The sequence below is a fragment of the Sandarakinorhabdus sp. genome (assembly GCF_040398665.1).
Classification (GTDB): domain Bacteria; phylum Pseudomonadota; class Alphaproteobacteria; order Sphingomonadales; family Sphingomonadaceae; genus Sandarakinorhabdus.
The window spans coordinates 295108-320510 of sequence record NZ_JBBATQ010000002.1 but is presented as its reverse complement, the minus strand read 5'-3'; the positions used below and the strand labels follow the sequence as shown (position 1 = coordinate 320510).

Sequence of the window (25403 nt, the reverse complement as noted above, 5' to 3'; positions counted from 1 at the left end):
ATATGTCTGACAGTCCGAAGCCCATTTCCATCCAGGCCGCCACCGTGATCCTCGCCCGCGCAGGGCCCGCGGGCGTGCCGGAGTTTCTGCTGGTGCAGCGCGGCGAGAATCTCGCCTTTGCCGGCGGCGCGCTCGTGTTTCCGGGCGGGCGGGTGGACGCCGCGGATATCGGCATCGCCCGCAATGAAGATCTGGCGACGGGCTTCGAAGGCCTTGATGATCTCGATGCCGCCGCCCGCGTCACCTGCGCCCGCGAAGCGCTGGAGGAAACCGGCGTGCTGTTGACCGAAGGCCCATTGCCGGATGCGCAGGCGCTGGCCACCGCCCGCGCCGCGCTGGCCAGCGGGCCGGATGCCGACGAGGCCACCACGTTCGCCGGCATGCTCGGCGCCATGGGGCACAAGGTCGATGCCGCACGTTTCATTCCGTTCGCGCGGTGGGAGCCACCATCGGCTGCGGCCATCGTTCGCCGCTTCGACACGCGATTCTATCTGGCCGATGCCGGCCGCTCGGCCAGTGCCGCGATCGCGCCCGACGGCTTCGAAGCCAAGGCGCTGCGCTGGACCACGGCCGCGCAGGCGTTGGCCGATTATGATGCCGGGCGCGCCGCCATGGTGTTCCCCACCTGGTGCAACATGCATCGGCTGGCGCAATATCAAAGCATTCCCGCCCTGTTCGCCGCCGTCGCCGCCCTGCACGCCCCTTATGTGCAGCCGGCGTTCGAGACGGTGGATGGCGAACAATGGCTGACCATTCCCGAAGGCCTGGATTATCCGGTGACGCGCGACCGGGTGGCCAGCCTGCGCCGGGAGTGAGCGAAGGCGCATGATTCGGGCGGGGGATTGCCTGTTCCTGCTGCGTTGATAGGCTGAAATTTTGCTGCTGGAGACCGAGATGCGCCTGCTTGCCCTTGCCGCCCTGCTTGCAACACCCGTGCTGGCGCAGGAACCGCCAGCGGCCCCGGCCCCCGCCCTGGCGCAATCGGCCGCCGGTCAACGCCTGATGGCCGCCGATGCCGACAAGGACGGCAAATGGAGCAAGGCGGAGTGGCTGGCCGCCGGCCGCCGCGAAATGGGCTTCAATCTGATCGATGCCGACAAGGACGGCTTTGTGAGCCGGCCGGAACTGGCCGAGGGCATGAAGCGCATGCGCGCGATGGGGATGGCACCACCGCAGTAAACGGGACGGTCACGCCCACCCCCAGCCCCTCCCGCAAGCGGGAGGGGAGCAGATTTCGCAAGCGCAGAACGACTCCCCTCCCGCTTGCGGGAGGGGCTGGGGGTGGGTTTTCGCTGCTACGGACGCAGCCCCCGCGCCTTCTTCCCCGGCTTCAACACCCGCTGCGCCATCCCGGCAAAGCGGCACAGTTCGGCGCGCGTCTCGCGCGGATCGATGATCGCCTCCACGCCGAAATGTTCGGCGGTGCGGAACGGTGATCGCACCTGTTCCAGGCCGGCCTTGATCTCGGCCAGCCGCGCCGCCGGATCATCCGCGGCGTCCAGTTCGGCGCGATAGGCCGCCTCCAGCCCGCCAGCGATCGGCAAGGACCCCCAGTCGCCGGAGGGCCACGCCATGCGCCAGCGAAACCGGTCCGCCGGGGCATGGCCACTGCCCGCCATGCCATAGGCCTTGCGCATCACCACACAGCACCAGGGCACCGAAGCTTGATAGATCGCCGCCAAGGCCCTGCAACCCCAACGGATTGTCGCCTCTTCCTCCGCCCGGCGGCCGATCAGGAAACCGGGATTGTCCACCAATTGTATCAACGGCAGATGGAAGGTGTCGGCCAGATCGACCATCCGCTCCACCTTGCGCGCGGTCGCTGCGGTCCACAATCCGCCAAGGCATTCGGGGTTCGATGCGATGATCGCCACCGGCCAGCCATCCAGCCGCGCCAGGCCGGTGACGACGCCGGTGCCCCATTCGCGGCCGATTTCGAACCAGCTGCCGGCGTCGACCACCGATGCCACGATCGGGCGCACTGGATAGAGCCGGCGCGGATCGCGCGGCACCGCGCCGATCAGCCAATCATCCGCGCGGGTGACCGGATCATGGCACGGCGTGCGCGCCGGCAGTTCGTCCACCGACGATGGCAGGTAAGACAGGAACCAGCGGGTGCGCAAGAACGCCTCGGCCTCGCTGCCGACCCGATCATCTACCGCGCCATTGCCGGCGTGAATGCCGGCGCCGCCCAATTCCTCCTTGGTGCGATGCTCGCCAGCGGCAGACACCACCGGCGGGCCAGCAACGAACATCTGGGCGGTGCCCTCCACCAGCAGCGAATAATGCGCCATTACCATCCGCCCGGCACCCAGCCCGGCCACCGGCCCCAGCCCCATGGCCACCACCGGCACCTGCGACAAATTGGCCGTCATCACCTCCCAGCCGGGGATTTCGGGGATATAAGTGTAGCCGGCCTTTTCCAGGGTACGCACGCTACCGCCGCCGCCGGTGCCTTCGATCATGCGGATCAGCGGCAGGCGATATTCCTGCGCCAGGCGCTCGGCATCGGTCAGCTTGCGGTGCAGGCTGGCGTCGGCAGCGCCGCCGCGCACGGTGAAATCATCGGCGGTCGCCACCACCGGGCGGCCGGCGATGCTGGCAAGCCCGAACAGGAAATTCGCCGGCTGGAACGATACCATGGTGCCGGCGGCATCATATTGCGCAAATCCAGACAGTTCGCCGATTTCCTGGAAGCTGCCGTCATCCACAAGCGCCGCCAGACGCTCGCGCGCGTTCAACTTGCCATGGGCGCGCTGCCGCGCCAGCTTGTCCGCGCCGCCCATGGCGTGCGCAGCGCGCTGGCGCTGGCGAAGTTCGGCAATTTCCTGTTCCCAGCCCATGGATGCGCCCTTATCGACCGGCGCTTCATGCTGGCGCCGACTACCTGTAACTGCGACAATGTGGCAGGCCTGTGACCTGCGGCAAAGCCCGACAATTTTTCAGCGCAGCGTGGCTTTGCGGCCTTCTGTCTCCTTTTGAATTTGACACAGAGCCCGCATTTTCCGCCTATGCGGCCTGCCGGCCGGGTCACCAAGGCAAATGCCCCATGCTGTACATGATGGTTAAGACTTGTAAGCGATCGCGAAACAGGAGATACAACGGATTGGGTCAGTTGAGGTCGCAGGGGTCGCGGCTATGTATAGTGGGTCTTTGCTGGAAAAATCAGGTGCCGGTGGCGCGCCTGCGCTTGACTTTTGCGCAGCGAACGTCGCGTGTCCTATTGTGACAACACGGTCCCTTCCGGAAAACCCGCGCAATCCGCGCGTGAAGCTGTTGACCGAGGGCGAGCGCGAATGCCTGCGACTCGTCTACCAGCACATGACATCCAAAGACATTGCCCGGCAGCTTGGTGTGTCCCACCACGCTGTCGACATGCGTCTGCGCCAGGCCATCCGCAAGCTGGATGTGATCAGCCGCATTGATGCGGCACGTGCCCTGATCGCTGAAGAGGTTTCTCCAACAGAATCAACGGGGACTGACTATCAATCATTGATATATCAGGCACCGGAGCTTGAGGAAAATGCGGCCTCGGTCACATTTGGCTCACCGGCCTCGAACAGGGCAGGTGCAGCGTCCCGCCGTTCCAGCGACCCCAATCAGCTAGAACCAGGATCCCTCGATGGGGCGCTTCACTTGCCCCTGACCAGTCCGGATGTTGGTCCAGTTGGCGGCACCCTCGCCCAGCCCTCTGCACTGACAGGCAATGTGACCCTAGGGTCGACGCTTGCAACGGATTGGCCGGGCATTGCAGCCCCCGACCCTGGCATTGATGCCCGGCCCTTCCTGAGCTCACGTCCCTGGGGATCGCGAAACGATTTGGCGATCGGACACCGGCTCGGCTGGATCCTGTTCATCGCATTTGCGTCTGCGATGACGTTCGGCGGCATTCTCGCCGCCCTCGCCGCTCTCAAGACGCTGATCTAGCACTTCCGGACGGTCGTCGTCCGGAAGGACGACCCCACCCCCGGCCGCATCAGCGCGCCGGCAACCGAAGGATTGTGCCATGCTGAAAGAACGTCGCCTCGCCGCCAACAAGATCGCCGAGCAGCTGTTTGCAGCCGAAGCAGCCATCGACGCCGCCGTCTCCGCTGTTGCCCAGCTCGCCGCAATCATGCCGATGGCCCGCCAGGAAGCCAATCTCGCCGCCTGCATCGGCCAGGACGCCCTGATGGGTGCCATGCAGACCTGCCAGCAACTGATCGAAGCCCGTGGCCGGATCATCGCCACCCATGCCGCCCTGCGCGAAGCCCAGACCAAGGTCGGCCTTGATGCCGTCAACTTCCTTGGCCGTTGCCCGCCGGAAGAAGCCACGCTGACCGAAACTGTCGCTCCGGTTCGTCGTCTCACCATCGCCGCCTGATCGGCAGGCGAAGTTGGTTTGATGCAGCGGTGATGGCTGGCGCTGAACGGCGCCGGCCATTCCCTGTTTGAAGGAAGGAGCAAGACGATGCTTGAGTATGGAAGCTTCCTTGCATTGGTGAGTGCAGTTTTTGTCGCCGTACATTGGGGCGGCCGTGATGAACGGCTTACCGCCGGCGCGTTCTTCATCGCAACGACGCTGTCCTGGCTGCTCGACAACCAGTATCAGGGAACGCAGATCGACGTGCTGGCCGTGGATTTCGGGCTCCTGCTCGGGCTGCTTGGTCTGGCACTCACCAGTGATCGTTTCTGGCCCATGTATGCCGCGGCGTTCCAACTGGTGGGCACCGTGGTGCACGTTGCCAGCATGACGGAAACCGGCGATTTCGCCTGGGCCTATGCCGTCGGATTGATCTTCTGGTCCTACGCCGTGGTGGCCGCGCTGCTCGCCGGCACCTGGCTGGAGGGTCGCCAGCGACGCTTCCTGAGTGCTTAAATATCAGAATTGAAAGCTTTCTATCAGTCGTTGATAGCAACCGAAGGCCTGGGCCGCCCGTGCAACTGCACGGGCGGCCCGTTTCGTTGCAGCGGCCCGCGACACCCCTGCGCTTGCCGTTGCGGGTGTTGCGGCCTAACGCCGATCCTGTGACAGCGCGCCTTGCGCGAATTGAACAAATATGGAACAAATGGCGGATGCTGAACCAGATCCAGGTGCGCGGCGCGCGGGAGCATAATCTGAAAGGGGTGGACGTCGATCTGCCCAAGAACGCGCTGACGGTGATCACTGGCCTGTCCGGTTCCGGCAAATCCTCCCTCGCCTTCGATACCATCTATGCCGAAGGCCAGCGCCGCTATGTCGAATCGCTGTCGGCCTATGCCCGCCAGTTCCTTGAGATGATGTCGAAGCCCGATGTCGATCATATCGAGGGCCTGTCCCCGGCGATCAGCATCGAGCAGAAGACCACCAGCAAGAACCCGCGCTCCACCGTCGCCACCGTGACGGAAATCTATGATTATATGCGCCTGCTGTGGGCGCGGGTTGGCGTACCCTATTCGCCAACGACCGGCCTGCCGATCACCGCGCAAACCGTCAGCCAGATGGTCGATCGCGTCATGGCGCTGCCCGAATCGACCCGGCTCTATCTGCTCGCCCCCATCGTGCGCAGCCGCAAGGGCGAATATCGCAAGGAGCTGGCGCAACTGCAGAAGGACGGCTTCACCCGCGTCAAGATCGACGGTGAGTTCCATGCCATCGAGGAAGCGCCAGCGCTCGACAAGAAATACAAGCACGACATCGATGTGGTGGTCGATCGGCTGGCGGTGAAGGAAGGCCTCGAATCCCGCCTCGCCGAAAGCTTCGAAACCGCACTCAAGCTTGCCGAAGGGCTGGCGATCGTCGAACTCGCCGACGCTGCTGCCGAAGCCCCCGAATCCGAACGCCGCATCCTCTTTTCCGAAAAATTCGCCTGCCCCGTCTCCGGCTTCACCATTTCCGAAATCGAACCGCGCCTCTTCTCCTTCAACGCCCCGCAAGGCGCCTGCCCGGCCTGCGACGGCCTCGGCGAGAAACAGCATTTCGATCCCGATCTGATCGTCCCCAATCACGCGCTCACCCTGGAAAAGGGCGCCGTCGCCCCCTGGGCCAAATCCAACCCGCCTTCGCCTTATTATCTGCAAGTGCTGGCCAGCGTTGGCCGCGCCTATGGCTTCACCCTGAAAAACAAGTGGAGCGACCTGTCCGACGAAGCCCGCCATGCTGTCCTGCACGGCACCGGCAGCCGCGCCATTCCGCTGCGCTTCGAAGACGGCCGCAAGGCCTATGAAGTGGTCAAGACCTTCGAAGGCGTCATCAAGAATCTCGAAAAGCGCCTGAACACCGAAAGCGCCTGGATGCGCGAGGAGCTGGAACGCTACCAGTCCCCTTCCCCCTGCGAAGTCTGCCATGGCGATCGCCTGCGCCCCGAAGCCCTGTCGGTGAAGATCGCCGGCGAAACCATCGCCCAGGCCGTGCGCCGCCCGGTCGGCCAGGCGCTGCGCTGGGCGCTGTCTGTCGCCGATCACCTCACCCCCAAGCAACGCGCCATCGGCGATCGCATCCTGAAGGAAATAACCGAACGGCTCGGCTTCCTCGACAATGTCGGCCTGGATTATCTCAATCTCGATCGCAAATCCGGCACCTTGTCGGGCGGCGAATCGCAGCGCATCCGCCTCGCCAGCCAGATCGGCTCCGGCCTGTCCGGCGTGCTCTATGTGCTGGATGAACCCTCGATCGGCCTGCACCAGCGCGACAATGATCGCCTGCTCACCACGCTGAAACGCCTGCGCGATCTCGGCAACACCGTGCTGGTGGTCGAACATGACGAAGACGCCATTCGCCTGGCGGACTATATCGTCGACATGGGCCCCGGCGCCGGCGTGCACGGCGGCAGCGTGGTCGCCGCCGGCAGCCTCGCCGATATCTTGAACACGCCCGGCAGCATTACCGGCGATTATCTTTCCGGCCGCCGCGCCATCCCGGTGCCGGCCAAGCGCCGCAAGGGCAGCGGCAAGAAGCTCACCGTGAAGAACGCCCGCGGCAACAATCTGGCGGGCGTGACGGCCAGCATCCCGCTTGCCACCTTCACCTGCATCACCGGCGTTTCGGGCAGCGGCAAATCCACCTTCACCATCGACACGCTGTACAATGCCGCGGCGCGCGAACTGAACGGCGCGCGCGTGCTGGCCGCCCCGCACGATGGCATCGAAGGTCTCAATCACCTCGACAAGGTGATCGACATCGATCAATCGCCGATCGGCCGCACGCCGCGATCCAACCCGGCGACCTACACCGGCTGCTTCACCAACATCCGCGACTGGTTCGCCGGCCTGCCCGAAAGCCTGGCGCGCGGTTACAAGCCCGGCCGTTTCAGCTTCAACGTGAAGGGCGGGCGTTGTGAAGCCTGCCAGGGCGACGGCGTCATCAAGATCGAGATGCACTTCCTGCCCGACGTCTATGTCACCTGCGACGTCTGCCACGGCGCCCGCTACAACCGCGAAACGCTGGAGGTGAAGTTCAAGGGCAAGAGCATCGCCGACGTGCTCGACATGACGATCGAGGATGGTGTCGAGTATTTCAAGGCGGTGCCCCCCATCCGCGAGCGCCTCGCCATGCTGCTCGAAGTCGGCCTCGGCTATGTCAAGATCGGCCAGCAGGCGACGACCCTGTCCGGCGGCGAAGCCCAGCGCGTCAAGCTCGCCAAGGAACTGAGCCGCAGAGCCACCGGCAACACGCTCTACATCCTCGATGAACCCACCACCGGCCTGCATTTCGAAGACGTGCGCAAACTGCTCGAAGTGCTCCACACGCTGGTCGAACAGGGCAACAGCGTCGTCGTCATCGAACATAATCTGGATGTCATCAAAACCGCCGACTGGATCATCGATCTCGGCCCCGACGGCGGCGACAAGGGCGGCCAGATCAACGTCACCGGCACCCCGGAACAGGTGGCGGCGTGCGAGGGCAGCTGGACCGGCAAATATCTGGCGCCGCTGCTTCCTGCTCCCCTCCCGCTTGCGGGAGGGGTCGGGGGTGGGGACGCACCCGCCGCCAAACCCAAACGCAAAGCCAAAGCCTGACTCCCCTCTCCCCTCTCCCCCTGCGGGAGACGGCGCCTCGGCGCAGACAAGTAGGCACGCAAAAGCAAGGAAAGCCTCCGGCGGGCAGGGACTCGTCCCTGCACCCATCAGTTTTCACGCAGCCCCTGCCCCGCAGTCGCCCTTGATCAACAAATTTTTGTAGATACATAAATCTACGATGCTAAGCTGGGATGAAGCCAAGCGCGCCATATGCCTGGCAGAACGCGGGCTGGATTTCGCCGACGCCGGCACCGTCCTCGACGGCGTGAAATTCCAGTTTGTGGATGACAGGCAGGACTATGGTGAAATCCGACTGATCACCATTGGCATGCTGGGTGAACGGATGATCGTGGTGGTCTGGACCCAGCGCGGCCCCAGCCGGCACATTATCTCGATGCGAAAGGCCAACGACCGTGAGCAACAACGATATCGCGACCGGCTCGATCAACCCTGACGACGCCCCCGAACTCACCGACGCCTGGTTCGATTCGGCTGACCTGATGATTGGCAGCCACATCATCCGCCGCGGCCGCCCGCCTGGAAGCACCAAACGCGCCGTCTCCCTGCGCCTCGACGAAGCCGTCCTCTCCGCCCTGCGCGCCACCGGCCCCGGCTGGCAAACCCGCGCCAACGAAATGCTGCGCAAGGCGGTGGGCCTGTAGGCGCCCTTCGCCGTAACGCTGCGAATTGCCGTGGCAATGCGCTCAACGCGCAACAACGATCCCTTTGATCGCCGCATGCACCTTTGCCGCATCGCCTGATGCCAATTGCCCGGCCTTACGTACCACCAGCCCCGCTTCCAGCGTGAACAGTTTCATCCGCACAACACATGGCACTGGCAGCCCAGCGGCAGCAAGGTCGGTAAGGGCCACGTCTCCGGCCCAGCTCGACTGTTTGGCACTGGTAATCATCGCCGCGATCACGTGGCCTGTAGCCGTATTGAAGGCGGCGTTGCTCAACACCAGCGCCGGGCGTCGCTTGCTGGTTGTGCGGTCGGTGAAGGGGAACGGCACGATGATGACGTCATCGGCACCAAAGATCATGCCAGGCCGCCTCGTCTTCGGCTGTGGCCCATTCGCCCAGCGTGGCGGAAACGGCGGCAGCGAAATCCTCGTCCTTGGGGCCGGCGCGGCGCAAGGCAACGGTGTCACCTTCCACCACCCAGGCGAGCCGATCCCCAGCACCGACGCCCAGCGTACGGCGCACGTTGGCGGGCACCGTTGCCTGATATTTGCCGGTAAGGCGGCTGAATTCCGCAGCCATGCTGAACCTCGCTTGTATTACGGTGGTAATACCATGCTGAGGCTGCTCGCGCCAAGTGCTGCCACGCGAGACCCCTCACCCGGCCGGCTGCGCCGAGTCCGACCTCTCCCCCGGGGGGGGCGGTGACGAGGCTTCAATTCCAGCCGAACCGCACCCCGTATGCCAGGCCCACCGCCACCTGGTTGCGATCCCCGCGCAGGCGGATCAGCGAGGAATCCGCCACCACATCCCCCAGCCGGTCATAGCTGGTGAACAGGGTGAGCGCGCCGTTCTTGCCGAAGCGGCCCAGCGGCTTGGTGAGGTTGGCGTTGATGCCGGCCGAAATCAGCCCGCTGCCCGTGCGGAAGGCCGGCAGGCCGGCGGCGCGGGCCTGGCCGGGCGTCACGCCGAAATAGACATTGCTGTAATCACCGTCGGCCCAGGTGGCGCGCAGGCCGACGCTGTAGAGCAGGCTGGCGGTGGGAGTGCGGCCGTTCCAGCTGATGTTGGTATCGGCGACCAGGCCATCATGGCCGCCGGTGCCCTGCCGCAGCTCGGCGCGCAGGCGCAGCCGGCCCTTGGCCAGGCTTTTCTGGGCAAAGCCGCCGAATTCGCCGGCAAGGCCGACATCACCCATGCCGCGCAGCGCCGTGCTGCCACCGGTGATCAGGAACGGCGACCCGCCGGTGCTTTCCTGCCGGCCAAAGCGCAATTTCACCAGCGGCCCGAGTTTCCAGCCATCTTTGTTGACGGCATTCCAGCCCAGACCATCGGGGATGGAGAAAAACACGTCGTCGCGATAATTCAGCCGCAGATCGGGGAAGATCGACAGCGCCATGTCGCGGCTGCCCTGCCAGGCTGGCGACACCACCGGCGCGATGCCGATGCCCAGCGTCCAGGCCTTGGGCGCCAGAGGATTTTGGGGCGGGCGAGCGGCCTGAGCGCCCTGAAGGGTGGTGGGCACACCGGGGGCCGGGCCCTGCTGCGCGGCAGCGGGTATGGCGAGGAAGGCGGTGATGGCAGGCAGCAGAAGGCAGGTCCGGGCGTCGTACATGTTGAAATTCCAGGCTGGGGGAACCCGAACCATATCTCGATTGTTACAAGCAGGCAATGTTTGCATGGCTGTTTGCGGATGGCGCCCTACGCAATCGCCACGATAGCCACCAGACACAGAAGACCGCAGATTGGCCCACCCACCGCCACCGGCGACCAAAAGCAGGAACCAAGCCATGAGCCATCTGCCGCAAGACCTGCACGACATCTTCCCCGATGCGACCGATCGGCTCCGCGAATTGAAGGAAGGCGACCGGCATTTCCGCAGCCTGGCCGATCGCTACACCGCGCTGGACGACGAGATCAGGCGCAGCGAAACCGGGGTGGCACCGGCGATGGACGATGCCCATAGCGACGCCCTCAAGCGCGACCGGTTGGCGGTGCTCGATCAGATCGCCGCAGTGGTGCACGGCGACGTGCTGGGAGAAGAGGCATGACACATCAGGATGTTGCCGCGGCCTTGCGCCGCCGCCTGGCCGACGTGCAGGCCGATATCGCCCGGCTGGAAACAGCGACGACCCAGCCGCTTTCGCCGAAATTCGCCGATCAATCGGGCGACCTGGAGGCACTGGCCACCAACGAAGGCCGGGAAGTGCAGCAGATCCACGAGGCCGATCAGATCGTTGCCGCACTGGCGCGCATCGAGGCCGGCCATTATGGCGTGTGCGACATGTGCGGCGCCGAGATCGCCCCGGCCCGGCTCGCCGCCCTGCCCACCGCCACACGCTGCATCGCCTGTGCGGCGTGAAGGCGGGTGACAGCGGCCACGCGCCGGCGTAACGCCGGGGCATGACGCTGCTTCCCCACGCTGCCCCGTTCACCCGCTTTGCCGATTGGTTCGCCGCGGCCCAGGCAAGTGAGCCGAATGATCCCAATGCGATGGCACTGGCCACGGCCACGCCGGACGGCGCGCCATCCCTGCGCGTGGTGCTGCTCAAGGCCTGGGATGAGCGCGGTTTCGTGTTCTACACCAATCTCGACAGCCAGAAGGGCCGCGAGATTGCGGGCAATCCGGCGGTCCATCTCAATTTCCACTGGAAAAGCCTGCAGCGTCAGGTGCGCATCGGCGGCAAGGCCGCCCTGGTGTCCGATACAGAGGCCGACGCCTATTTCGCCACCCGCCCGCGCGAGTCGCAATTGGGTGCCTGGGCCAGCCTGCAAAGCCAACCCCTGCCCGACCGCGCCACCTTCGAAGCCCGCGTTGCCGAAATGGCGCAGCGGTTTCCGGGTGAGGTGCCGCGTCCGCCGCGCTGGAGCGGCTGGCTTGTGACGCCCGAACGCATCGAATTTTGGCAGGCGCGCGACGGCCGCTGGCACGAGCGCGAAGTGTTTTGGCGCGAAGCTGACGGCTGGCGCTTCGGCCTGGTCTATCCCTGATGCGGCTGCCGTTCGTTCAGGTCGATGCCTTTGCCGATGGGCCGTTCACCGGCAATCCGGCGGCGGTGATGATGTTGCCGCACTGGCTGCCCGATGCCGTGCTGCAAGGCATTGCCGCCGACAATAATCTTTCGGAAACCGCCTTTCTGGTGCCCAGCGATGGCGGCGCTGCGATGTTTGATCTGCGCTGGTTCACGCCAGTGCTGGAGGTGGCCATGTGCGGCCACGCCACGTTGGCCAGCGGCCATGTCGTGCTCGATGCCCTGCCCGATCTCGCTGAGGTGCAGTTTCAGACCCGCCTGTCCGGCGTGCTGGCGGTGGCGCGGGCCGGCGCGGCCTATGACGTGCGGCTGCCGGCACGCTCCGTGGAGCGCCGCCTGATCGGCCCGGATGCCGACGCCGTGGCCGCCGCCCTGGGCGCGAGCCCGAGCGAAGTCTGGGCGCGCGGGCCGGATTATCTGGTGGCCATGTTCGATTCGCCGGATGAGGTGCGGGCGTTGCGGCCGGATTTCCGCCGCGTGATTGCGTTGTCACCGGGCCATGATCTGATGCTGATCGCCACGGCGCCCGGCGAGGCCACCGATATACTGTCGCGGGTGTTCGTGCCCTCCGGCGGCATCGACGAGGACCCGGTGACCGGATCGGCGCATGCCGTGATCGCGCCATTGTGGTCAGCGCGGTTCGGACGCGGGCGCTTCACAGCCGAACAGGCCAGCGCGCGCGGTGGCCGGCTGATCTGTCAACATGCGGGCGACCATGTCATCCTCACCGGCCATGCCCGCACCGTCATTCGCGGCGAGTATGACTTGCCGGAGACCGGACTAACCGGCTAACCCCGCCGCATGGCAGAACGCCCTTTCTTCAAGATGCACGGTCTGGGCAATGATTTCCTGGTGCTCGATGCGCGCGCGGCTCCGGTCAGCCTGTCGGCCGGGCAGGTGCGCGGTCTGGCCAACCGCCACACCGGCATCGGCTTTGACCAACTGATCCTGATCGAGCCCAGCACCGTCGCCGATGTGCGGCTGCGGTTCTGGAACAGCGATGGCGGCGAAGTCGCGGCGTGCGGCAACGGCAGCCGGGCCGCCGCGGCGCTGCTGGGTGGGCAGCAACGCATGGAAACGGCGGGCGGCCTGCTGGCCAGCGATGCTGTGGCCGGCGGTGCTGCGGTGGACATGGGGGCCCCGCGGTTCGGCTGGGCGGATCTGCCGCTGGCATATCCGATGGACACATCATCGCTGCCGCTGGCGTGGGAAGATCTGGCGCATCCAGTGGCGGTGTCGGTCGGCAATCCGCATGTGGTATTTTTCGTGGCCGATGCCGCAGCCGTGGCGCTGGAAACCATCGGCCCGCAGATCGAACATGACCCGGTGTTTCCGGAGCGGGTGAATGTCGGCATTGCGCAGTTGGTCTCGCGCGGGCACCTGATCCTGCGCGTGTGGGAACGTGGCGCCGGCGCGACACTGGCGTGCGGCACCGGCGCGGTGGCGGCCGTGGCCGCAGCCCAGCGGCGGGGCCTGGTCGATGCCACGGTGCGCGTTACCCTGCCCGGCGGCGATCTGCTGGTGGAACGGCGCGATGATGGCCATCTGCTGTTGTCCGGGCCGGCGGTGGTGGCCTTTACCGGCCTGGTCGATCTGGAGCGCTACGCATGAGCTGGTTGGGCCGCCTGACGCAGGGGCTGGCGAAATCCACCAAGCGCCTGACCGACAATATCACCGGGCTGGCCACCGGCACGCTGCCGCTGGACGATGCGCGCCTGGACGAGATCGAGGAGGCACTGATCGCCGCCGATCTGGGCCCCGCGGTGGCGGCACGCATCCGCACGCGCCTGGGTGATCAGAAATTCGCCAAGGGCATCGACGACGCCGGCATCAGGCAGGTGGTCGCCGAAGAGGTGGAGCAGGTGCTGGCGCCTGTTGCGCGGCCGCTGGCCATCACGCACCGCCCGCATGTCGTGCTGGTGGTGGGCGTCAATGGCAGCGGCAAGACGACGACCATCGCCAAGCTGGCGCGGCTGTTCAAGGCCGATGGCCACGCGGTGATGCTGGCCGCCGGGGACACGTTTCGCGCCGCCGCCATCGCCCAGTTGCAGATCTGGGCTGATCGGGTCGGCGTGCCGATCGTGGCCGGCGAACAGGGCGGCGATGCCGCCAGCCTGGCCTTTGAAGCGGTGAAGCGCGCCCAGGCCGAAGGCATCGATGTGTTGATCATCGACACCGCCGGCCGCCTCCAGAACAAGGCCGGGCTGATGGACGAACTCGCCAAGCTGAAGCGGGTGATCAGCAAGATCGATCCGGATGCGCCCCATGATGTCATCCTGGTGCTCGATGCCACCACCGGCCAGAATGCCCTGTCGCAGATCGAGGTGTTCCGGAACGTTGCCGGCGTGACCGGGCTGGTGATGACCAAACTCGACGGCTCGGCGCGTGGCGGCATGCTGGTGGCGGCGGCGGAGGCTTACGGCTTGCCGATCCACGCCATTGGCGTTGGCGAAGCCATGGATGATCTGCGGCCGTTCGCGGCGGCCGATTTCGCAGCGGCGCTGGCCGGGGCTGAATAGGGCGAGTTATCAGGCGGCGGCCTGGCCCGCGGCCGCGCGTGCCGTCGCTTCGGCGTTGACGATGGCGATCGGCAACTGCGCCGCCGATACCGGCGGCGACAGGGCAAAGCCTTGCAGGCGTTGTATCCCGGCGCTGCGCGCCAGTGCCAGATCGGCGGCGCTTTCCACGCCTTCGGCCACGACGGTCAGGCCCAACGACCGGCCAAGGCTGGCCGCCGCCTTGAAGACGCCCGCCCCAACCGCATCGCCTGCGGCACCGGTCAGCAGGGAACCGGAGATTTTCAGGGCACAGATCGGCAACCGCCGCAGCCGATCCAGCGACGAGAAGCCAGCGCCAAAATCGTCCATCGCCACACCAGCGCCAAGCGTCCTCAACCGCCCAAGCGTGTTTCTGCAAGCCTCCTCGTCGGTCATCAACGCGGTTTCGGTGATCTCCATGGCAAGACGGGATGGCGGCAGACCCGCCTGTTGCAGGGCGGCGATCACTTCATCCGCCATCGCCTCGCTGCGCAGGTCGAGCACCGATGCATTCACCCACAATTCGATTTCACCGGGCAGCGCGGCAACCGTGGCAACGGCCTGATCCATCACCAGTTGGCGCAATCGCGTCACCAGGCCTTGCGCTTCGGCAATGGCCACCAGACAGGCCGGTGCCAGCGCATCGCCGCCATCATCAGGCCAGCGGGCCAGCGCCTCCACCGCCACGACACGGCCCATCGCGACATCGACGATCGGCTGATAGGCGACATCGATCCTGCCCGCCCGCAGGGTCTTGCGCACCCTGGCTTCATTGCGGGCTGCGCTGGTCGAGTGCTGCAGCAGTTCCGGCGTGAAACGGCACAAGTTGTTGCCGGGGCGGGCCTTCGCGGCCAGCAAGGCCAGATCGGCAGCCCGCAGCACAACCTCGGCCAGCACGCCATCGGCGGGCACCATGACCACGCCCACGGCGGCGCCCACCTGCACCTCGTCCTCGCCAAATCGCGCCGGCATATCCACTGTTTCGATCAGGCGCCAACCCAATGCTTCGGCAACAGCAATGTCCGCCGTCTCCGCGAGTATCGCAAATTCATCACTGGCCAGCCTGGCCGTGAACAGGCCCGGATCGGCCGTGCGCAGCCGGAAACCGATCCGGGTGATCATGCGGTCGCCCACGGCATGGCCATGGCGATCATTGACCTGCTTGAAACGATCAAGATCGATCACCAGCAGGGCAAATTGCTCGCCGCGACCGACACGCCGCTCCAGTTCCTCGATGAAGGCGCGGCGATTGGGCAGGCCGGTCAGCGGGCAACGGCGCATTTCCCGGTTGAGTTCGGCGATGGCGTTGCGCTCACCCGTGCTGTCGCGCAGCACGCTCACCCAACCAGCGCCCGGAATCGGCAGGCATTCCAGATCGATGACCCGATCGTCATTCAACCGCAGCACGCCGTTGAACTGCTGGCGTGCGGCCACCAGCAGGGCGGCATGGGCCAGGAATTCCGCGCGATCGCCCGACGCACGCGCCAGATTGGGCGCGCTCGTCAGCAGTTCCGAAAAAATCGGCGGATTGGCCGGATCGATTTCATCGATGCCCAACAGGTCGAGCGCCCGGCGGTTGATCACGAACACACGCAGCGATTCATCCAATATCGCCACGGCCTGGTTGAGATGCGCCACCGCCACATCCATGCGCACGCGTTCGGCGCGGCTGTGTTCACGGGCCTTCAGCAATTCGGTCTGGGTGGCAGAGCTGCGCCGCGCGACGCTGATGCAGATCATCCCATAGACCAGCACACCGACACCGGCTGCCAGCCCCCACGGCCATTCCCATTGCACGATGATGGCGATCGCCATCGGCAGGCTGGTGCACAGCGCCTGGGCGGCGGCCACCTGCGGGCGGCCCGCCCCGGTGCCGTTGGCAACGCCCAAGGCTGCCAGCGCGACCATCACCACCACGGATTGCACCAGCATCGGCGCATCCGCCGCCAGCACCGCCAGCACGATCCCGCCCAGGCCCATCGACACCATGATGCAGCCCAACGCGTAGCGCGCCTCGACGGCGGCCAACGCCGCAGCCTCCAACGGCGCCAAGGCCGCCCAACAGGCCAGCAGGATGAACAGGAAACCAAGCAGGGCGAATGCCGCAAATACCATCGCCAATACACTGCCAACGGACAGCGCAACCGCGATGGCCAACGCCGCGGCAACCGGTCCGGCAACCAGAAACGGGCCGAAATAGCTGCCGATGGCCCGGGTGAATTCGGCCATCAACTCCGGTGCCAGCGGAGGCCCGAACAGGCGGTTGTGCCAATACTGCCAAACGCGGTTGGGTGCGCGGACATTTTGACTGCCAGGCAAAGAATTCGGCACGGAACCGAGCCTATCACGGCATTGCCGATTGCACCAAGCCTGCAGCGCAACCACCCTGGTCACGCCGGGCGCAGCGGCGTGCTGATCGCCGCTCCGGAGCGGATTGGACGGCGAAGGCCGCTGGACTTGACCCCGGTTGGCCTGCCGCGTAAGGGGCCAGCGAGTTCCGAAAGGAAGTCATGCGTCCGAGGATGCACGCCGGCCAGCGAGTTTTCGCCCGCCGGCGCGTTTCCATTTGGAGGCAGGTCTATTTGAAATTGGAGGCCGCGGCCTTTGTTTGACAGTCTTTCCGACCGGCTTGGCGGCATATTCGAACGGTTGCGTGGCCGCGGCGCGCTGACCGAAATCGATGTGCGCGCCGCCATGCGTGAAGTGCGCGTGGCCTTGCTGGAGGCGGACGTCGCCCTGCCCGTTGTCAAGCAGTTCGTGGACGACGCCACCGCGCGCGCCATCGGGGCCGAAGTGATCAAATCGGTGACGCCCGGCCAGCAAGTCGTCAAGATCGTCAATGATTGCCTGGTCGATCTGCTCGGCGGCAGCGAGGAGCCCGCGCCGCTGAAGATCGCGGTGACACCGCCGGCCGTGGTCATGATGGTCGGCCTGCAAGGGTCGGGGAAGACCACCAGCAGCGCCAAGCTGGCCGTGTGGCTGGGCACGCGCGAACGCAAGAAGGTCTTGCTGGCCAGCCTCGACGTCGCCCGCCCGGCGGCGCAGGAACAATTGCGGGTGCTGGGCGAACAGAACAACATTGCCACCCTGCCGATCATCGCGGGCCAGACCCCGGTACAGATCGCCGAGCGCGCCCGCCAGGCCGCGCGCCTGCAAGGCTTTGATGTGGTTGTGCTCGACACCGCGGGCCGCCTTGGCGTCGATGAAGCGCTGATGTCGGAAATGGCCGCCATTGCCGGCGCGACCACGCCCGACGAGATCTTGCTGGTGGTCGACAGCCTGACCGGCCAGGACGCGGTGAATGTTGCGGCCGCCTTCAAGGCCCGTGTGGCAATTTCCGGCGTGATCCTGACCCGCATGGACGGCGATGCCCGCGGCGGTGCGGCCCTGTCGATGCGGCAGGTCACCGGTGCGCCGATCCGCTTTGCCGGCGTCGGCGAAAAGATCGATGCGCTGGAATTGTTCGACGCGCGCCGCGTGGCCGGGCGCATCCTGGGCATGGGCGACATTGTCGGCCTGGTGGAAAAGGCCGCCGCCAATTTCGAAGCCGAACAGGCCGAGAAAATGGCCGAGAAAATGGCCAAGGGCCAGTTCGACATGGACGATCTGCGCCAGCAGCTTGCCCAGATGAAGAAGATGGGCGGCATGTCGGGGCTGGCCGCGATGATGCCCGGCATGGGCGCTGCCAAGAAGGCGATGGACAGCGGTGGCATCAACCCGCGTCTGCTCGACCGGATGGAAGCCATCATCCTGTCGATGACCCGCAAGGAACGCGCCAAACCCGAATTGTTGACCGCCAAGCGCAAGATCCGCATCGCCAATGGTTCCGGCACCACGGTGCAGGATGTGAACAAGGTGCTGAAGATGCACCAGGAAATGGCCAATGCCATGAAGCGCCTGAAGAAAATGGGTGGCATGAAGGGCATGATGAAAATGCTGGCCGGTGCCGGCGGCCTGGGTGGTCTGGGCGGCGGCGGCATGCCCGGCGCCGATGGCGCGCCGGCCGGGGATGGCCCCGGTGGCGCGATCGATCTGGGAGCGGTTGGCCGGATGTTCGGCCGCCCCGGCCTGGGCGGCGGCAATCTGCCCCCCGGCTTCAACAAGTTCGGCCGGAAATGAACAGAAGTTCCTCGATAACAAAGTTTACTGGAAGGAAAAATTGAATGTCTCTGGCAATTCGTCTGGCCCGCGGTGGCATGAAGAAGCGTCCCGTCTATCGCATCGTGGTGACCGACAGCCGCAATCCGCGTGATGGCAAGTTCCTCGAAAAGCTCGGCACCTACAATCCGCTGCTGCCCAAGGATAGCGGCACCCGCGTGACCCTGGACACCGACCGCGCCGCCTATTGGCTGAGCGTTGGCGCGCAGCCGACCGATCGCGTCGCCCGCTTCCTCGATGCCGCCGGCCTGCGCACCCGCGCCGTCCGCAGCAACCCCAACAAGGCGCAGCCCGGCGCCAAGGCGAAGGAGCGTGCCGAACTCGCCGCCCAGAAGATCGCCGAAGCCGAAGAAGCGGCCGCTCAGGCTGCCGCCGAAGCCGCCGAAGCCGCCGCTGCCGCCGCTGCTGAAGCTGCAGCCGCGCCTGCCGAAGAAGCGCCTGCTGAAGACACCGCCGTTGCTGAGGCGGCTGCGGAAGCGCCTGCCGAGGGCGAAGCGGCCCAGTAAGGCGGCCCTGGCATGGCGGCCGACAAGATCGTGCTGGCCGCCGTTGCCGGCGCCCATGGCATCCGCGGTGAGGTGCGGCTGAAGCTGTTCACCGACACCGCCGACAATCTCGCCCGTCACGCCCGCTTCGATGCGGGCGGGCGGGCGTTGGTTTTGCAGAATATCCGGCCCGACAAGCCCGGCACCGCGGTCGCGCGCTTTGAGAATATCGTTGACCGCAACGCGGCCGAAGCCTTGCGCGGTGTGCAGCTTTCGGTGCCGCGCACGGCGCTGCCGGCGCTGGCGGATGGCGAATATTATGTCGCGGATTATCTCGGCAAGACCGTTGTCGATGAAACCGGCACGGTGGTCGGCAAGGTGCGCGCCATCGAGAATTTCGGCGCGTCGGACATATTGGACATCACGCTGGACGCCGGCGGCACGGTGATGGTGCCGTTCGTGGCCGATGTGGTGCGCGAAGAGCGCGACCGCCTGATCGTTGACCGGGCTTGGCTGACCTAGTATATACATCCCGTATACACATCGGGAACGCCGCCATGGCCCGCACCAAGATCTTCAAATCCGGCAACAGTGCCGCCGTCCGCCTGCCCGCCAGCTTCGCGCCGCTGCCCGGCACGGTCGTCGAAGTGCGCGAGGAAGCCGGCCGCTGGATCATCGAGCCGGCACCAACCGATGTGCCGATGATCAATCTGGACGGCATCTATGGCAGCCTGCCGGGCCTGAAGCCGATCACCGATCGCAGCTTCGATGAACGGCCATCCGAACGCCTGGCGCGCGAAGCGGCGGAGCGGGCGGCGTCCGGCACCGAATGATGCCCGCCCGCTGGTTGCTCGACAGCAACATCGCCATCTATCTGCTGCAAGGCAACGCGCCGCACGCGCTGGCGCGGCTGAACAATTGCCCACTGGGCAGCGTCGTCACCTCCAGCATCTGTCTGGGTGAAATGCTGATAGGCTTGCGGCCCGTTGAAGTCGCCGGACTGCAGCGCTTGCTCGCCATCATCTCGGTCGAGCCCTTCGACGAGGCGGCCGCCCGCCTGTACGCCACCCTGCCCTTCCGCCGTGCCAGTTACGATCGCCTGATCGCGGCCCACGCCCTGTCATGTGGATTGACCATCGTCACCGCCAATCTGGCCGACTTTGCCGATATCCCCGGCCTCGCCGTCGAAGACTGGATGCAGCCATGACCTGGCGTGCCACCATCCTCACCCTCTACCCCGACATGTTCCCCGGCCACCTGGGCCACAGCCTGGCGGGGCGCGCCATCGGCGCCGGCACCTGGGCCTGCGACGCCGTCAACATCCGCGATTTCGCCACCGATCGCCACCGCACCGTCGATGACACGCCGGCCGGCGGCGGCCCCGGCATGGTGCTGCGCGCCGATGTGGTCGCCGCGGCGATCGACAGCGTCGCGGATGGCCGCCCGCTGCTGGCGATGACCCCGCGCGGCCGGCCGTTGACGCAGGCCCGTGTCCGCGCCCTGGCAAATGGCCCCGGCGCCATCCTGCTCTGCGGCCGCTTCGAAGGCTTTGACGAACGCATCTTCCAGCGCCGCGCCATCGAGGAGGTCTCGATCGGCGATTATGTCCTGTCCGGCGGCGAGGTGGCGGCGCTGGTGGTGATGGATGCTTGCGTGCGCCTGTTGCCCGGTGTAATGGGCGCGGCTTGCAGTGGGGATGAGGAAAGCCACGAACGCGGCCTCCTCGAACATCCGCACTACACTAGGCCCCCCGCATGGGAAGGCCTGGCGATCCCCGAAGCGTTGCGATCGGGGGATCATGCACGCATCGCCCGCTGGCGGCGCGCGCAGTCCGAACAGGACACACGGCTACGGCGGCCGGACTTGGTGGATCATCATGTTGATGGTCCGGTCCACTCGCCCTCTGGCGCGCGACAACAGAAGAAGGAGGAATGAGATGAATCTCATCCAGCAGATCGAAGCCGAACAGATTGCCAAGCTGACCGAAAAGCGCACCATCCCGAATTTCCGCGCCGGCGATACGCTGCGCGTTGGCGTGAAGGTCGTCGAAGGCGAGCGCACCCGCGTGCAGAACTACGAAGGCGTGTGCATCGCGCGTTCGAACCGCAGCATCAACAGCTCGTTCACCGTGCGCAAGATCAGCTTCGGCGAAGGCGTGGAGCGCGTGTTCCCGCTGTACAGCCCGAGCATCGAAGCCATCGAAGTCGTCCGTCGCGGCGTCGTCCGCCGCGCCAAGCTCTATTATCTGCGCGGCCGCAGCGGCAAGAGCGCCCGCATTGTCGAAAAGCGGACAGCGCGTCCGGAATAATCGGACGGCTGCGTTCACACGGCCGAAAGGGCGCCGGTGGCAAAGCTTCCGGCGCCTTTTTCGTTGCGTTGGCGCCGGTCGGGACCCTATCTGTCTGCCATGGCCTCTCTCCCCCCATCCGGCCTGATCACAGGCGGCGTGCATCACCTGACGTTGCGTGTCTATTTCGAAGACACCGACACGGCGGCGATCGTCTATCACGCCAAATATCTGCATTTCCTGGAACGTGGCCGCACCGAATTCCTGCGCGTGGCCGGCATCGATCATGGCGCGGCGGTGCGCGAAGGCCTGGGCGCTTACGCGGTGACGCAGATGGACTGCCGCTGGCTGCGCCCGGCGCGGCTGGATGATGTGCTGGTGGTGGAAACCCGCCTGGTTTCCGTGCGCGCCGCCGCCTGCCGCATCGATCAGGCGATTCTGCGCGACGGTGCGCCGATCTTCACCGCCAGCCTGACCGCGGCCTTTCTCGATCCCGCCGGCCGCCCGCGCCGGCAACCGCGCGAGTGGATCGCGCGTTATGACAGTCTCGTTCAACAGGATGCATGATGGCCCCTGAGATCGCCTTGAAAACCACCGCCGAACTGTCGCCGCTGGCGCTGTTCCTGGCCGCGGACATCGTGGTGAAGGCCGTTATGCTCGGCCTGCTGCTCGCGTCGATCTGGAGCTGGGCGATCATCATCGAACGCTCGCGCCGCCTTGGCCGCATGAACGGCGAAGCCGCCAAGTTCGAAGAATGGTTCTGGAAAGCCGGCGATCTCGACAAGATGTATGAACCGGCCTCCCGCGCCGATCACCCGTCGGCGCGCGCCTTCATCGCCGGCATGAACGAATGGCGGCAAAGCATCAAAGCAGTGGGGGCAAATGGGCGTTCTGCCGTAGACCGCGAAGGCCTGCGCGCACGCCTGGCCAGCGCCATCAACGTCGCCATCGGCCGTGATATCGATGCCCTGTCCGATCGCCTGTCGGTGCTCGCCACCATCGGGTCGGTGGCGCCGTTCGTCGGCCTGTTCGGCACGGTGTGGGGCATCATGCGCAGCTTTGCCAGCATCGCCGCCAGCCAGAACACCACGCTCGCCGTGGTGGCGCCGGGCATTGCCGAGGCCTTGTTCGCCACCGCCATCGGCCTGTTCGCCGCCATCCCGGCGGTCATCGGCTACAACCGGCTGCTGCACCGGGTGAACCGGCTGGAGGCGCGGCTGTCGGCCTTTGCCGAGGAATATCTCAACCTGCTCTCCCGCCAGCTCGACGGCATGGAGGGTCGCTGATGGCGATGCACTTGCAAGGTGGACGCGGCGGCAGGCGCGGAAGCCGTCGCCAACCGATGGCCGATATCAACGTCACCCCGATGGTCGATGTCATGCTGGTGCTGCTGATCATCTTCATGGTCACCGCGCCGCTGCTGGTCACCGGCGTGGCAGTGGACCTGCCCGATGCCCGCGCGCAATCGCTGCCGCAGGACAACACGCCGATCCAGATCAGCCTGGATGCGCAAGGGCAATTGTTCATCGATCGTCTGGTCGTCACGCCGGCCGCCCTGCTGCCCAAGCTGGCGGCGCTGCGCGAGGCACGCAGCGATGAGGCGCGCGTCTATGTGCGGGCCGATCGCGGGCTGGATTATGGCCGGGTCATGCAGGTGGTGGGGGATGTGAACGCCGCCGGCTTCAAGAAGGTCGCGCTGGTGACGGACGGCAGCCGGCCGGTGGCAGCCCCCGAAGCCAAATGAACCGCACCGAACGCAGCTACATTGCCGGCGCAGCGGTCGCGCATCTGCTGCTGCTGCTGGGGCTCAGCCTGGCCTGGGCCAACAGCCAGCGCGTCATGCCCGCCCCCACCGATGCCGTGCCGGTGGAGCTGGTGACCATCGCCGACGCCCCGCGCGTGACGGAACCGCCCAAGCCATCGATGGCGGCCGCCCCGCAGGAACCCGCCGCCGCGCCGGAACCTGTGCCGGAGGCCGCCCCCGCCCCGGAACCGGTGAAGCCCGACGCGGTGCCGCCCCCTGAACTGACCAAGCCCAAGCCGGCCGCCAAGCCAAAAGCCGCGCCCGCCAAGGCGCCGCCCGCCAAGCTCGACACCTCCAGCCTGGCCAGCGTGATCGACAAGGCCCTGCCCAAGGCGCGAAACAAGCCGCTCGACACCTCCAGCCTTGCCAGGGAGCTCAGCACCGCCGCCCCGGCGCGCGCCACCATCGATCCCCGCGCCGCCGCCACCCTGTCGCAAGCCATCCGCGGCCAGGTCGCGCCGTGCTGGAATCCGCCCGTCGGCGGCCGCGACGTGCGCAAGATGACCGTGATCGTGCGGGTGCAATATGGCCGCGACGGCCGCGTCATCGGCCAACCGCAAGCCGGCACCCCCACCGGCGCCACGCCAGCCAACGCCGATTTCGCCCGCACCTTCGCCGAAACCGCCCGCCGCGCCGTGCTGCGCTGCCAGCCGTTGAAGCTGCCGGCCGATCTTTATGATCTGTGGGCGAGCGTGGAGATCAATTTCGATCCGGAGGAGATGACCTGAGGGCCTTTACCGCCTCTCCCCGCATCACCTCCAGCCGTCACCTCGGCGAACACCGGCGTCCATCGCTCGAGATAGGGAACAGGCGCATGAACTCAGTAATTAAGTTTTGTATCCCCGGAATTTGAATTTGTAGTTTTCATGGCCAAAAAATGTATCTAATAGGACGTAAGCAATGGATCTTGTGAACGTTGAGACAGCAAAATACTGAAAAAATATCTAATTATTGCTATTTAGAAGCTCTGAGGCATTGCAGACGGACATCTGCTCTTACATCCGCTTTAGTTCTTGACTTATATTTTTCGCATTTGCCGGTCTCGTAATCTCTGTATAGCGGTTCACAGTAGTCGCCTCCATTGTCCGGGCCGGGATTTGCTTTATCCCATTCGGCCACGCACTTATCAACCTCACTGGAGCATCCGCTAAGCGACAGAAGAGCGGCGGAGCCAAAAATCAGGGCTTTCATTTGATAACCTCTACCGACAAATCGCAAAGAGGAGCCAAAGATAGACATGCGAATATGCCTTATCAAGTCAAATTCTCAAAATTCTGTAAATTCCGGGGATGATATAACTCCCGGAAAATCCGGTAAATTCCGTGGACACTATAATAAATTGGAAATTCCGGAAACACTGTAATAAATTCTAAATTCTCGAGAAATTCCAGAGAACTTCCGGGAGTTTCCCGGGACACTATAATACCTTGACGAGCCGCTTATATTGGGTTATCAATCCACTATGGAAATTCCGGGTACACTATACTAAATTGACGGGCTGCATTTCTTAGATTTTACATCCGCCATGGCTCGCTTCGCCCGCATCGTGATCCCGGATGTGCCGCACCATGTCACGCAGCGCGGCAATCGGCGGCTGCCGGTGTTCTTCAATGATGAGGACAGGCATGGCTATCTGGCGTTGGTGTTCGGGGCATGGGCAGCAAACGAAACGACCTGCCTGGCCTGGCGCCTGATGGACAATTACGTGCATCTGGTTCTGGTGCCGCAGTCGGCCGATGGCTTGCGGGCTGCACTGGCCGAGGCGCACCGGCGGTACTCGCGGCGAATCAATTTCCGCGAAAGCTGGCGCGGCTGATTGTTCCAGGGCCGGTTCGGCAGCGATCCGATGGACGCAGGGCATCTGATGGCCGCGGTGCGATATGTGGAGAACAACCCGGTTGCCGCCGGCATGGTGGCCTGCGCGGAAGACTGGCCCTGGCCGAGCGCGCGATCTCACATCAATGGCGCGCGCACTGCCGACGATCCTTTTACCGATGTTGCCGCACCAGGCCGCCATGTGAAAAAACTGGCGGGCGATGTTGCAGATCGAATTGGACGCGGATGACGAAACCGCCGCGATCGCCGAAATCGAAGCCCGCCTGTGCACCGGCCGCCCGCTCGCCTCACCCGATTGGATCGCCAACGCCGAGCGTGCCATCAACCGCAAACTCGCCCCTACCAAGCGCGGTCCCAAGCCGAAAGAGAGGCTGACGGTGGGGCATTTGGTATAGTGTCCCCGGAATTTCCCCCTCAATTGTGCAGGCTGTATTGCATGTTGTTTGAAGCGCTCCTCTCCCACAGTCGAGAGAGGCGGCTCGCCGACTTCGGCGTGCGGGTGAATATGTCCCTTGGCAACGACGGCCGGGTACACCCTCACCCGGCGCGCTGGCGCGCGTCTCGCCTCTCCCGCAAGCGGGAGAGGGGTGTTTGCCCCGCCCCATG

The 25403-nt window shown here is 65.4% G+C and carries 33 protein-coding genes; 28 read left to right on the top strand and 5 right to left on the bottom strand.

The window, feature by feature from the left end; translation table 11 throughout:
• Positions 1-2 precede the first annotated feature (2 nt).
• On the top strand, positions 3-815 hold the full coding sequence (locus ABWP22_RS04340) for an NUDIX hydrolase (protein WP_353198720.1): 813 nt from the start codon (positions 3-5) through the stop codon (positions 813-815).
• Between the two features lie 79 nt (positions 816-894).
• Positions 895-1179: an EF-hand domain-containing protein gene (locus ABWP22_RS04335; RefSeq protein WP_353198719.1), complete on the top strand. Its 285-nt coding sequence runs from the start codon at positions 895-897 to the stop codon at positions 1177-1179.
• A gap of 116 nt (positions 1180-1295) precedes the next feature.
• Here ABWP22_RS04335 and ABWP22_RS04330 read toward each other — a convergent pair whose 3' ends face one another.
• A complete protein-coding gene (locus ABWP22_RS04330; RefSeq protein ID WP_353198718.1) occupies positions 1296-2843 on the bottom strand; it encodes an acyl-CoA carboxylase subunit beta in 1548 nt (515 codons plus the stop codon).
• Positions 2844-3267: 424 nt separating this feature from the next.
• On the opposite strand from ABWP22_RS04330, the gene ABWP22_RS04325 reads away from it, so the two are divergent.
• From ABWP22_RS04325 to ABWP22_RS04300, 6 genes are all read left to right on the top strand, one after another.
• Complete coding sequence (locus ABWP22_RS04325; protein WP_353198717.1) at positions 3268-3927, top strand: helix-turn-helix domain-containing protein; 660 nt, start codon at positions 3268-3270, stop codon at positions 3925-3927.
• Positions 3928-4006: 79 nt separating this feature from the next.
• Positions 4007-4363 (top strand): hypothetical protein, encoded by a 357-nt coding sequence (locus ABWP22_RS04320; protein WP_353198716.1) that lies wholly within the window; start codon positions 4007-4009, stop codon positions 4361-4363.
• A gap of 87 nt (positions 4364-4450) precedes the next feature.
• On the top strand, positions 4451-4858 hold the full coding sequence (locus ABWP22_RS04315) for a hypothetical protein (RefSeq protein ID WP_353198715.1): 408 nt from the start codon (positions 4451-4453) through the stop codon (positions 4856-4858).
• A 197-nt stretch (positions 4859-5055) separates the two neighbouring features.
• Positions 5056-7977: an excinuclease ABC subunit UvrA gene (uvrA, locus tag ABWP22_RS04310; protein ID WP_353198714.1), complete on the top strand. Its 2922-nt coding sequence runs from the start codon at positions 5056-5058 to the stop codon at positions 7975-7977.
• Positions 7978-8155: 178 nt separating this feature from the next.
• Complete coding sequence (locus ABWP22_RS04305; protein ID WP_353198713.1) at positions 8156-8431, top strand: BrnT family toxin; 276 nt, start codon at positions 8156-8158, stop codon at positions 8429-8431.
• Positions 8391-8639: a BrnA antitoxin family protein gene (locus tag ABWP22_RS04300; protein WP_353198712.1), complete on the top strand. Its 249-nt coding sequence runs from the start codon at positions 8391-8393 to the stop codon at positions 8637-8639. The genes ABWP22_RS04305 and ABWP22_RS04300 overlap by 41 nt, the downstream gene beginning before the upstream one ends.
• 42 nt (positions 8640-8681) lie before the next feature.
• On the opposite strand, the gene ABWP22_RS04295 is transcribed toward ABWP22_RS04300, so the two are convergent.
• The 3 genes from ABWP22_RS04295 to ABWP22_RS04285 form a co-directional block, all read right to left on the bottom strand.
• Entirely contained in the window at positions 8682-9020 is a 339-nt protein-coding gene (locus tag ABWP22_RS04295) for a type II toxin-antitoxin system PemK/MazF family toxin (protein WP_353198711.1), read from the bottom strand.
• Entirely contained in the window at positions 9001-9240 is a 240-nt protein-coding gene (locus tag ABWP22_RS04290) for an AbrB/MazE/SpoVT family DNA-binding domain-containing protein (protein ID WP_353198710.1), read from the bottom strand. The genes ABWP22_RS04295 and ABWP22_RS04290 overlap by 20 nt, the downstream gene beginning before the upstream one ends.
• Before the next feature lie 133 nt (positions 9241-9373).
• Complete coding sequence (locus ABWP22_RS04285) at positions 9374-10273, bottom strand: MipA/OmpV family protein (protein ID WP_353198709.1); 900 nt, start codon at positions 10271-10273, stop codon at positions 9374-9376.
• A 175-nt stretch (positions 10274-10448) separates the two neighbouring features.
• Between ABWP22_RS04285 and ABWP22_RS04280 the strand changes: the two genes are divergently transcribed.
• The 6 genes from ABWP22_RS04280 to ftsY are packed head-to-tail and all read left to right on the top strand — an operon-like array spanning position 10449 to position 14209.
• The gene (locus tag ABWP22_RS04280) at positions 10449-10709 is read left to right on the top strand and encodes an HP1242/YdcH family protein (protein ID WP_353198708.1); all 261 of its coding nucleotides are present in this window, start codon (positions 10449-10451) and stop codon (positions 10707-10709) included.
• Positions 10706-11020, top strand: coding sequence for a TraR/DksA family transcriptional regulator (locus ABWP22_RS04275; RefSeq protein WP_353198707.1), 315 nt, complete (start codon positions 10706-10708; stop codon positions 11018-11020). Before ABWP22_RS04280 ends, ABWP22_RS04275 begins: the two co-directional genes overlap by 4 nt.
• Before the next feature lie 41 nt (positions 11021-11061).
• Positions 11062-11649, top strand: coding sequence for a pyridoxamine 5'-phosphate oxidase (pdxH, locus tag ABWP22_RS04270; protein WP_353198706.1), 588 nt, complete (start codon positions 11062-11064; stop codon positions 11647-11649).
• Complete coding sequence (locus ABWP22_RS04265; RefSeq protein ID WP_353198705.1) at positions 11649-12482, top strand: PhzF family phenazine biosynthesis protein; 834 nt, start codon at positions 11649-11651, stop codon at positions 12480-12482. The genes pdxH and ABWP22_RS04265 overlap by 1 nt, the downstream gene beginning before the upstream one ends.
• A gap of 9 nt (positions 12483-12491) precedes the next feature.
• Complete coding sequence (gene dapF / locus ABWP22_RS04260) at positions 12492-13301, top strand: diaminopimelate epimerase (RefSeq protein WP_353198704.1); 810 nt, start codon at positions 12492-12494, stop codon at positions 13299-13301.
• On the top strand, positions 13298-14209 hold the full coding sequence (gene ftsY, locus ABWP22_RS04255; protein WP_353198703.1) for a signal recognition particle-docking protein FtsY: 912 nt from the start codon (positions 13298-13300) through the stop codon (positions 14207-14209). The genes dapF and ftsY overlap by 4 nt, the downstream gene beginning before the upstream one ends.
• A 9-nt stretch (positions 14210-14218) precedes the next feature.
• On the opposite strand, the gene ABWP22_RS04250 is transcribed toward ftsY, so the two are convergent.
• Entirely contained in the window at positions 14219-16456 is a 2238-nt protein-coding gene (locus ABWP22_RS04250; protein ID WP_353198702.1) for a putative bifunctional diguanylate cyclase/phosphodiesterase, read from the bottom strand.
• Between the two features lie 375 nt (positions 16457-16831).
• Here ABWP22_RS04250 and ffh point away from each other — a divergent pair, with 375 nt between their 5' ends.
• The 14 genes from ffh (at position 16832) to ABWP22_RS04180 (ending at position 25192) form a co-directional block, all read left to right on the top strand.
• Entirely contained in the window at positions 16832-18346 is a 1515-nt protein-coding gene (ffh, locus tag ABWP22_RS04245; RefSeq protein WP_353198701.1) for a signal recognition particle protein, read from the top strand.
• Between the two features lie 44 nt (positions 18347-18390).
• Complete coding sequence (gene rpsP, locus ABWP22_RS04240) at positions 18391-18891, top strand: 30S ribosomal protein S16 (protein WP_353198700.1); 501 nt, start codon at positions 18391-18393, stop codon at positions 18889-18891.
• A gap of 12 nt (positions 18892-18903) precedes the next feature.
• Positions 18904-19392, top strand: coding sequence for a ribosome maturation factor RimM (gene rimM, locus ABWP22_RS04235; RefSeq protein WP_353198699.1), 489 nt, complete (start codon positions 18904-18906; stop codon positions 19390-19392).
• A 35-nt stretch (positions 19393-19427) separates the two neighbouring features.
• Complete coding sequence (locus ABWP22_RS04230) at positions 19428-19703, top strand: antitoxin (RefSeq protein ID WP_353198698.1); 276 nt, start codon at positions 19428-19430, stop codon at positions 19701-19703.
• A complete protein-coding gene (locus tag ABWP22_RS04225) occupies positions 19700-20077 on the top strand; it encodes a type II toxin-antitoxin system VapC family toxin (RefSeq protein ID WP_353198697.1) in 378 nt (125 codons plus the stop codon). Before ABWP22_RS04230 ends, ABWP22_RS04225 begins: the two co-directional genes overlap by 4 nt.
• Positions 20074-20805: a tRNA (guanosine(37)-N1)-methyltransferase TrmD gene (trmD, locus tag ABWP22_RS04220; RefSeq protein WP_353198696.1), complete on the top strand. Its 732-nt coding sequence runs from the start codon at positions 20074-20076 to the stop codon at positions 20803-20805. The genes ABWP22_RS04225 and trmD overlap by 4 nt, the downstream gene beginning before the upstream one ends.
• Before the next feature lies 1 nt (position 20806).
• Positions 20807-21178, top strand: a complete 372-nt coding sequence (gene rplS / locus ABWP22_RS04215; protein WP_353198695.1) for a 50S ribosomal protein L19 — start codon at positions 20807-20809, stop codon at positions 21176-21178.
• 99 nt (positions 21179-21277) lie between these two features.
• A complete protein-coding gene (locus ABWP22_RS04210; protein WP_353198694.1) occupies positions 21278-21724 on the top strand; it encodes a YbgC/FadM family acyl-CoA thioesterase in 447 nt (148 codons plus the stop codon).
• The gene (gene tolQ, locus ABWP22_RS04205) at positions 21721-22443 is read left to right on the top strand and encodes a protein TolQ (protein ID WP_353198693.1); all 723 of its coding nucleotides are present in this window, start codon (positions 21721-21723) and stop codon (positions 22441-22443) included. The genes ABWP22_RS04210 and tolQ overlap by 4 nt, the downstream gene beginning before the upstream one ends.
• 56 nt (positions 22444-22499) lie before the next feature.
• Positions 22500-22901, top strand: a complete 402-nt coding sequence (locus tag ABWP22_RS04200; protein WP_353198692.1) for an ExbD/TolR family protein — start codon at positions 22500-22502, stop codon at positions 22899-22901.
• On the top strand, positions 22898-23689 hold the full coding sequence (tolA, locus tag ABWP22_RS04195; RefSeq protein WP_353198691.1) for a cell envelope integrity protein TolA: 792 nt from the start codon (positions 22898-22900) through the stop codon (positions 23687-23689). Before ABWP22_RS04200 ends, tolA begins: the two co-directional genes overlap by 4 nt.
• Before the next feature lie 797 nt (positions 23690-24486).
• A complete protein-coding gene (locus ABWP22_RS04190; protein WP_353198690.1) occupies positions 24487-24777 on the top strand; it encodes a hypothetical protein in 291 nt (96 codons plus the stop codon).
• On the top strand, positions 24778-25026 hold the full coding sequence (locus tag ABWP22_RS04185; RefSeq protein WP_353198689.1) for a hypothetical protein: 249 nt from the start codon (positions 24778-24780) through the stop codon (positions 25024-25026).
• Entirely contained in the window at positions 24998-25192 is a 195-nt protein-coding gene (locus ABWP22_RS04180) for a hypothetical protein (RefSeq protein ID WP_353198688.1), read from the top strand. The genes ABWP22_RS04185 and ABWP22_RS04180 overlap by 29 nt, the downstream gene beginning before the upstream one ends.
• The last annotated feature ends 211 nt before the right edge of the window (positions 25193-25403 follow it).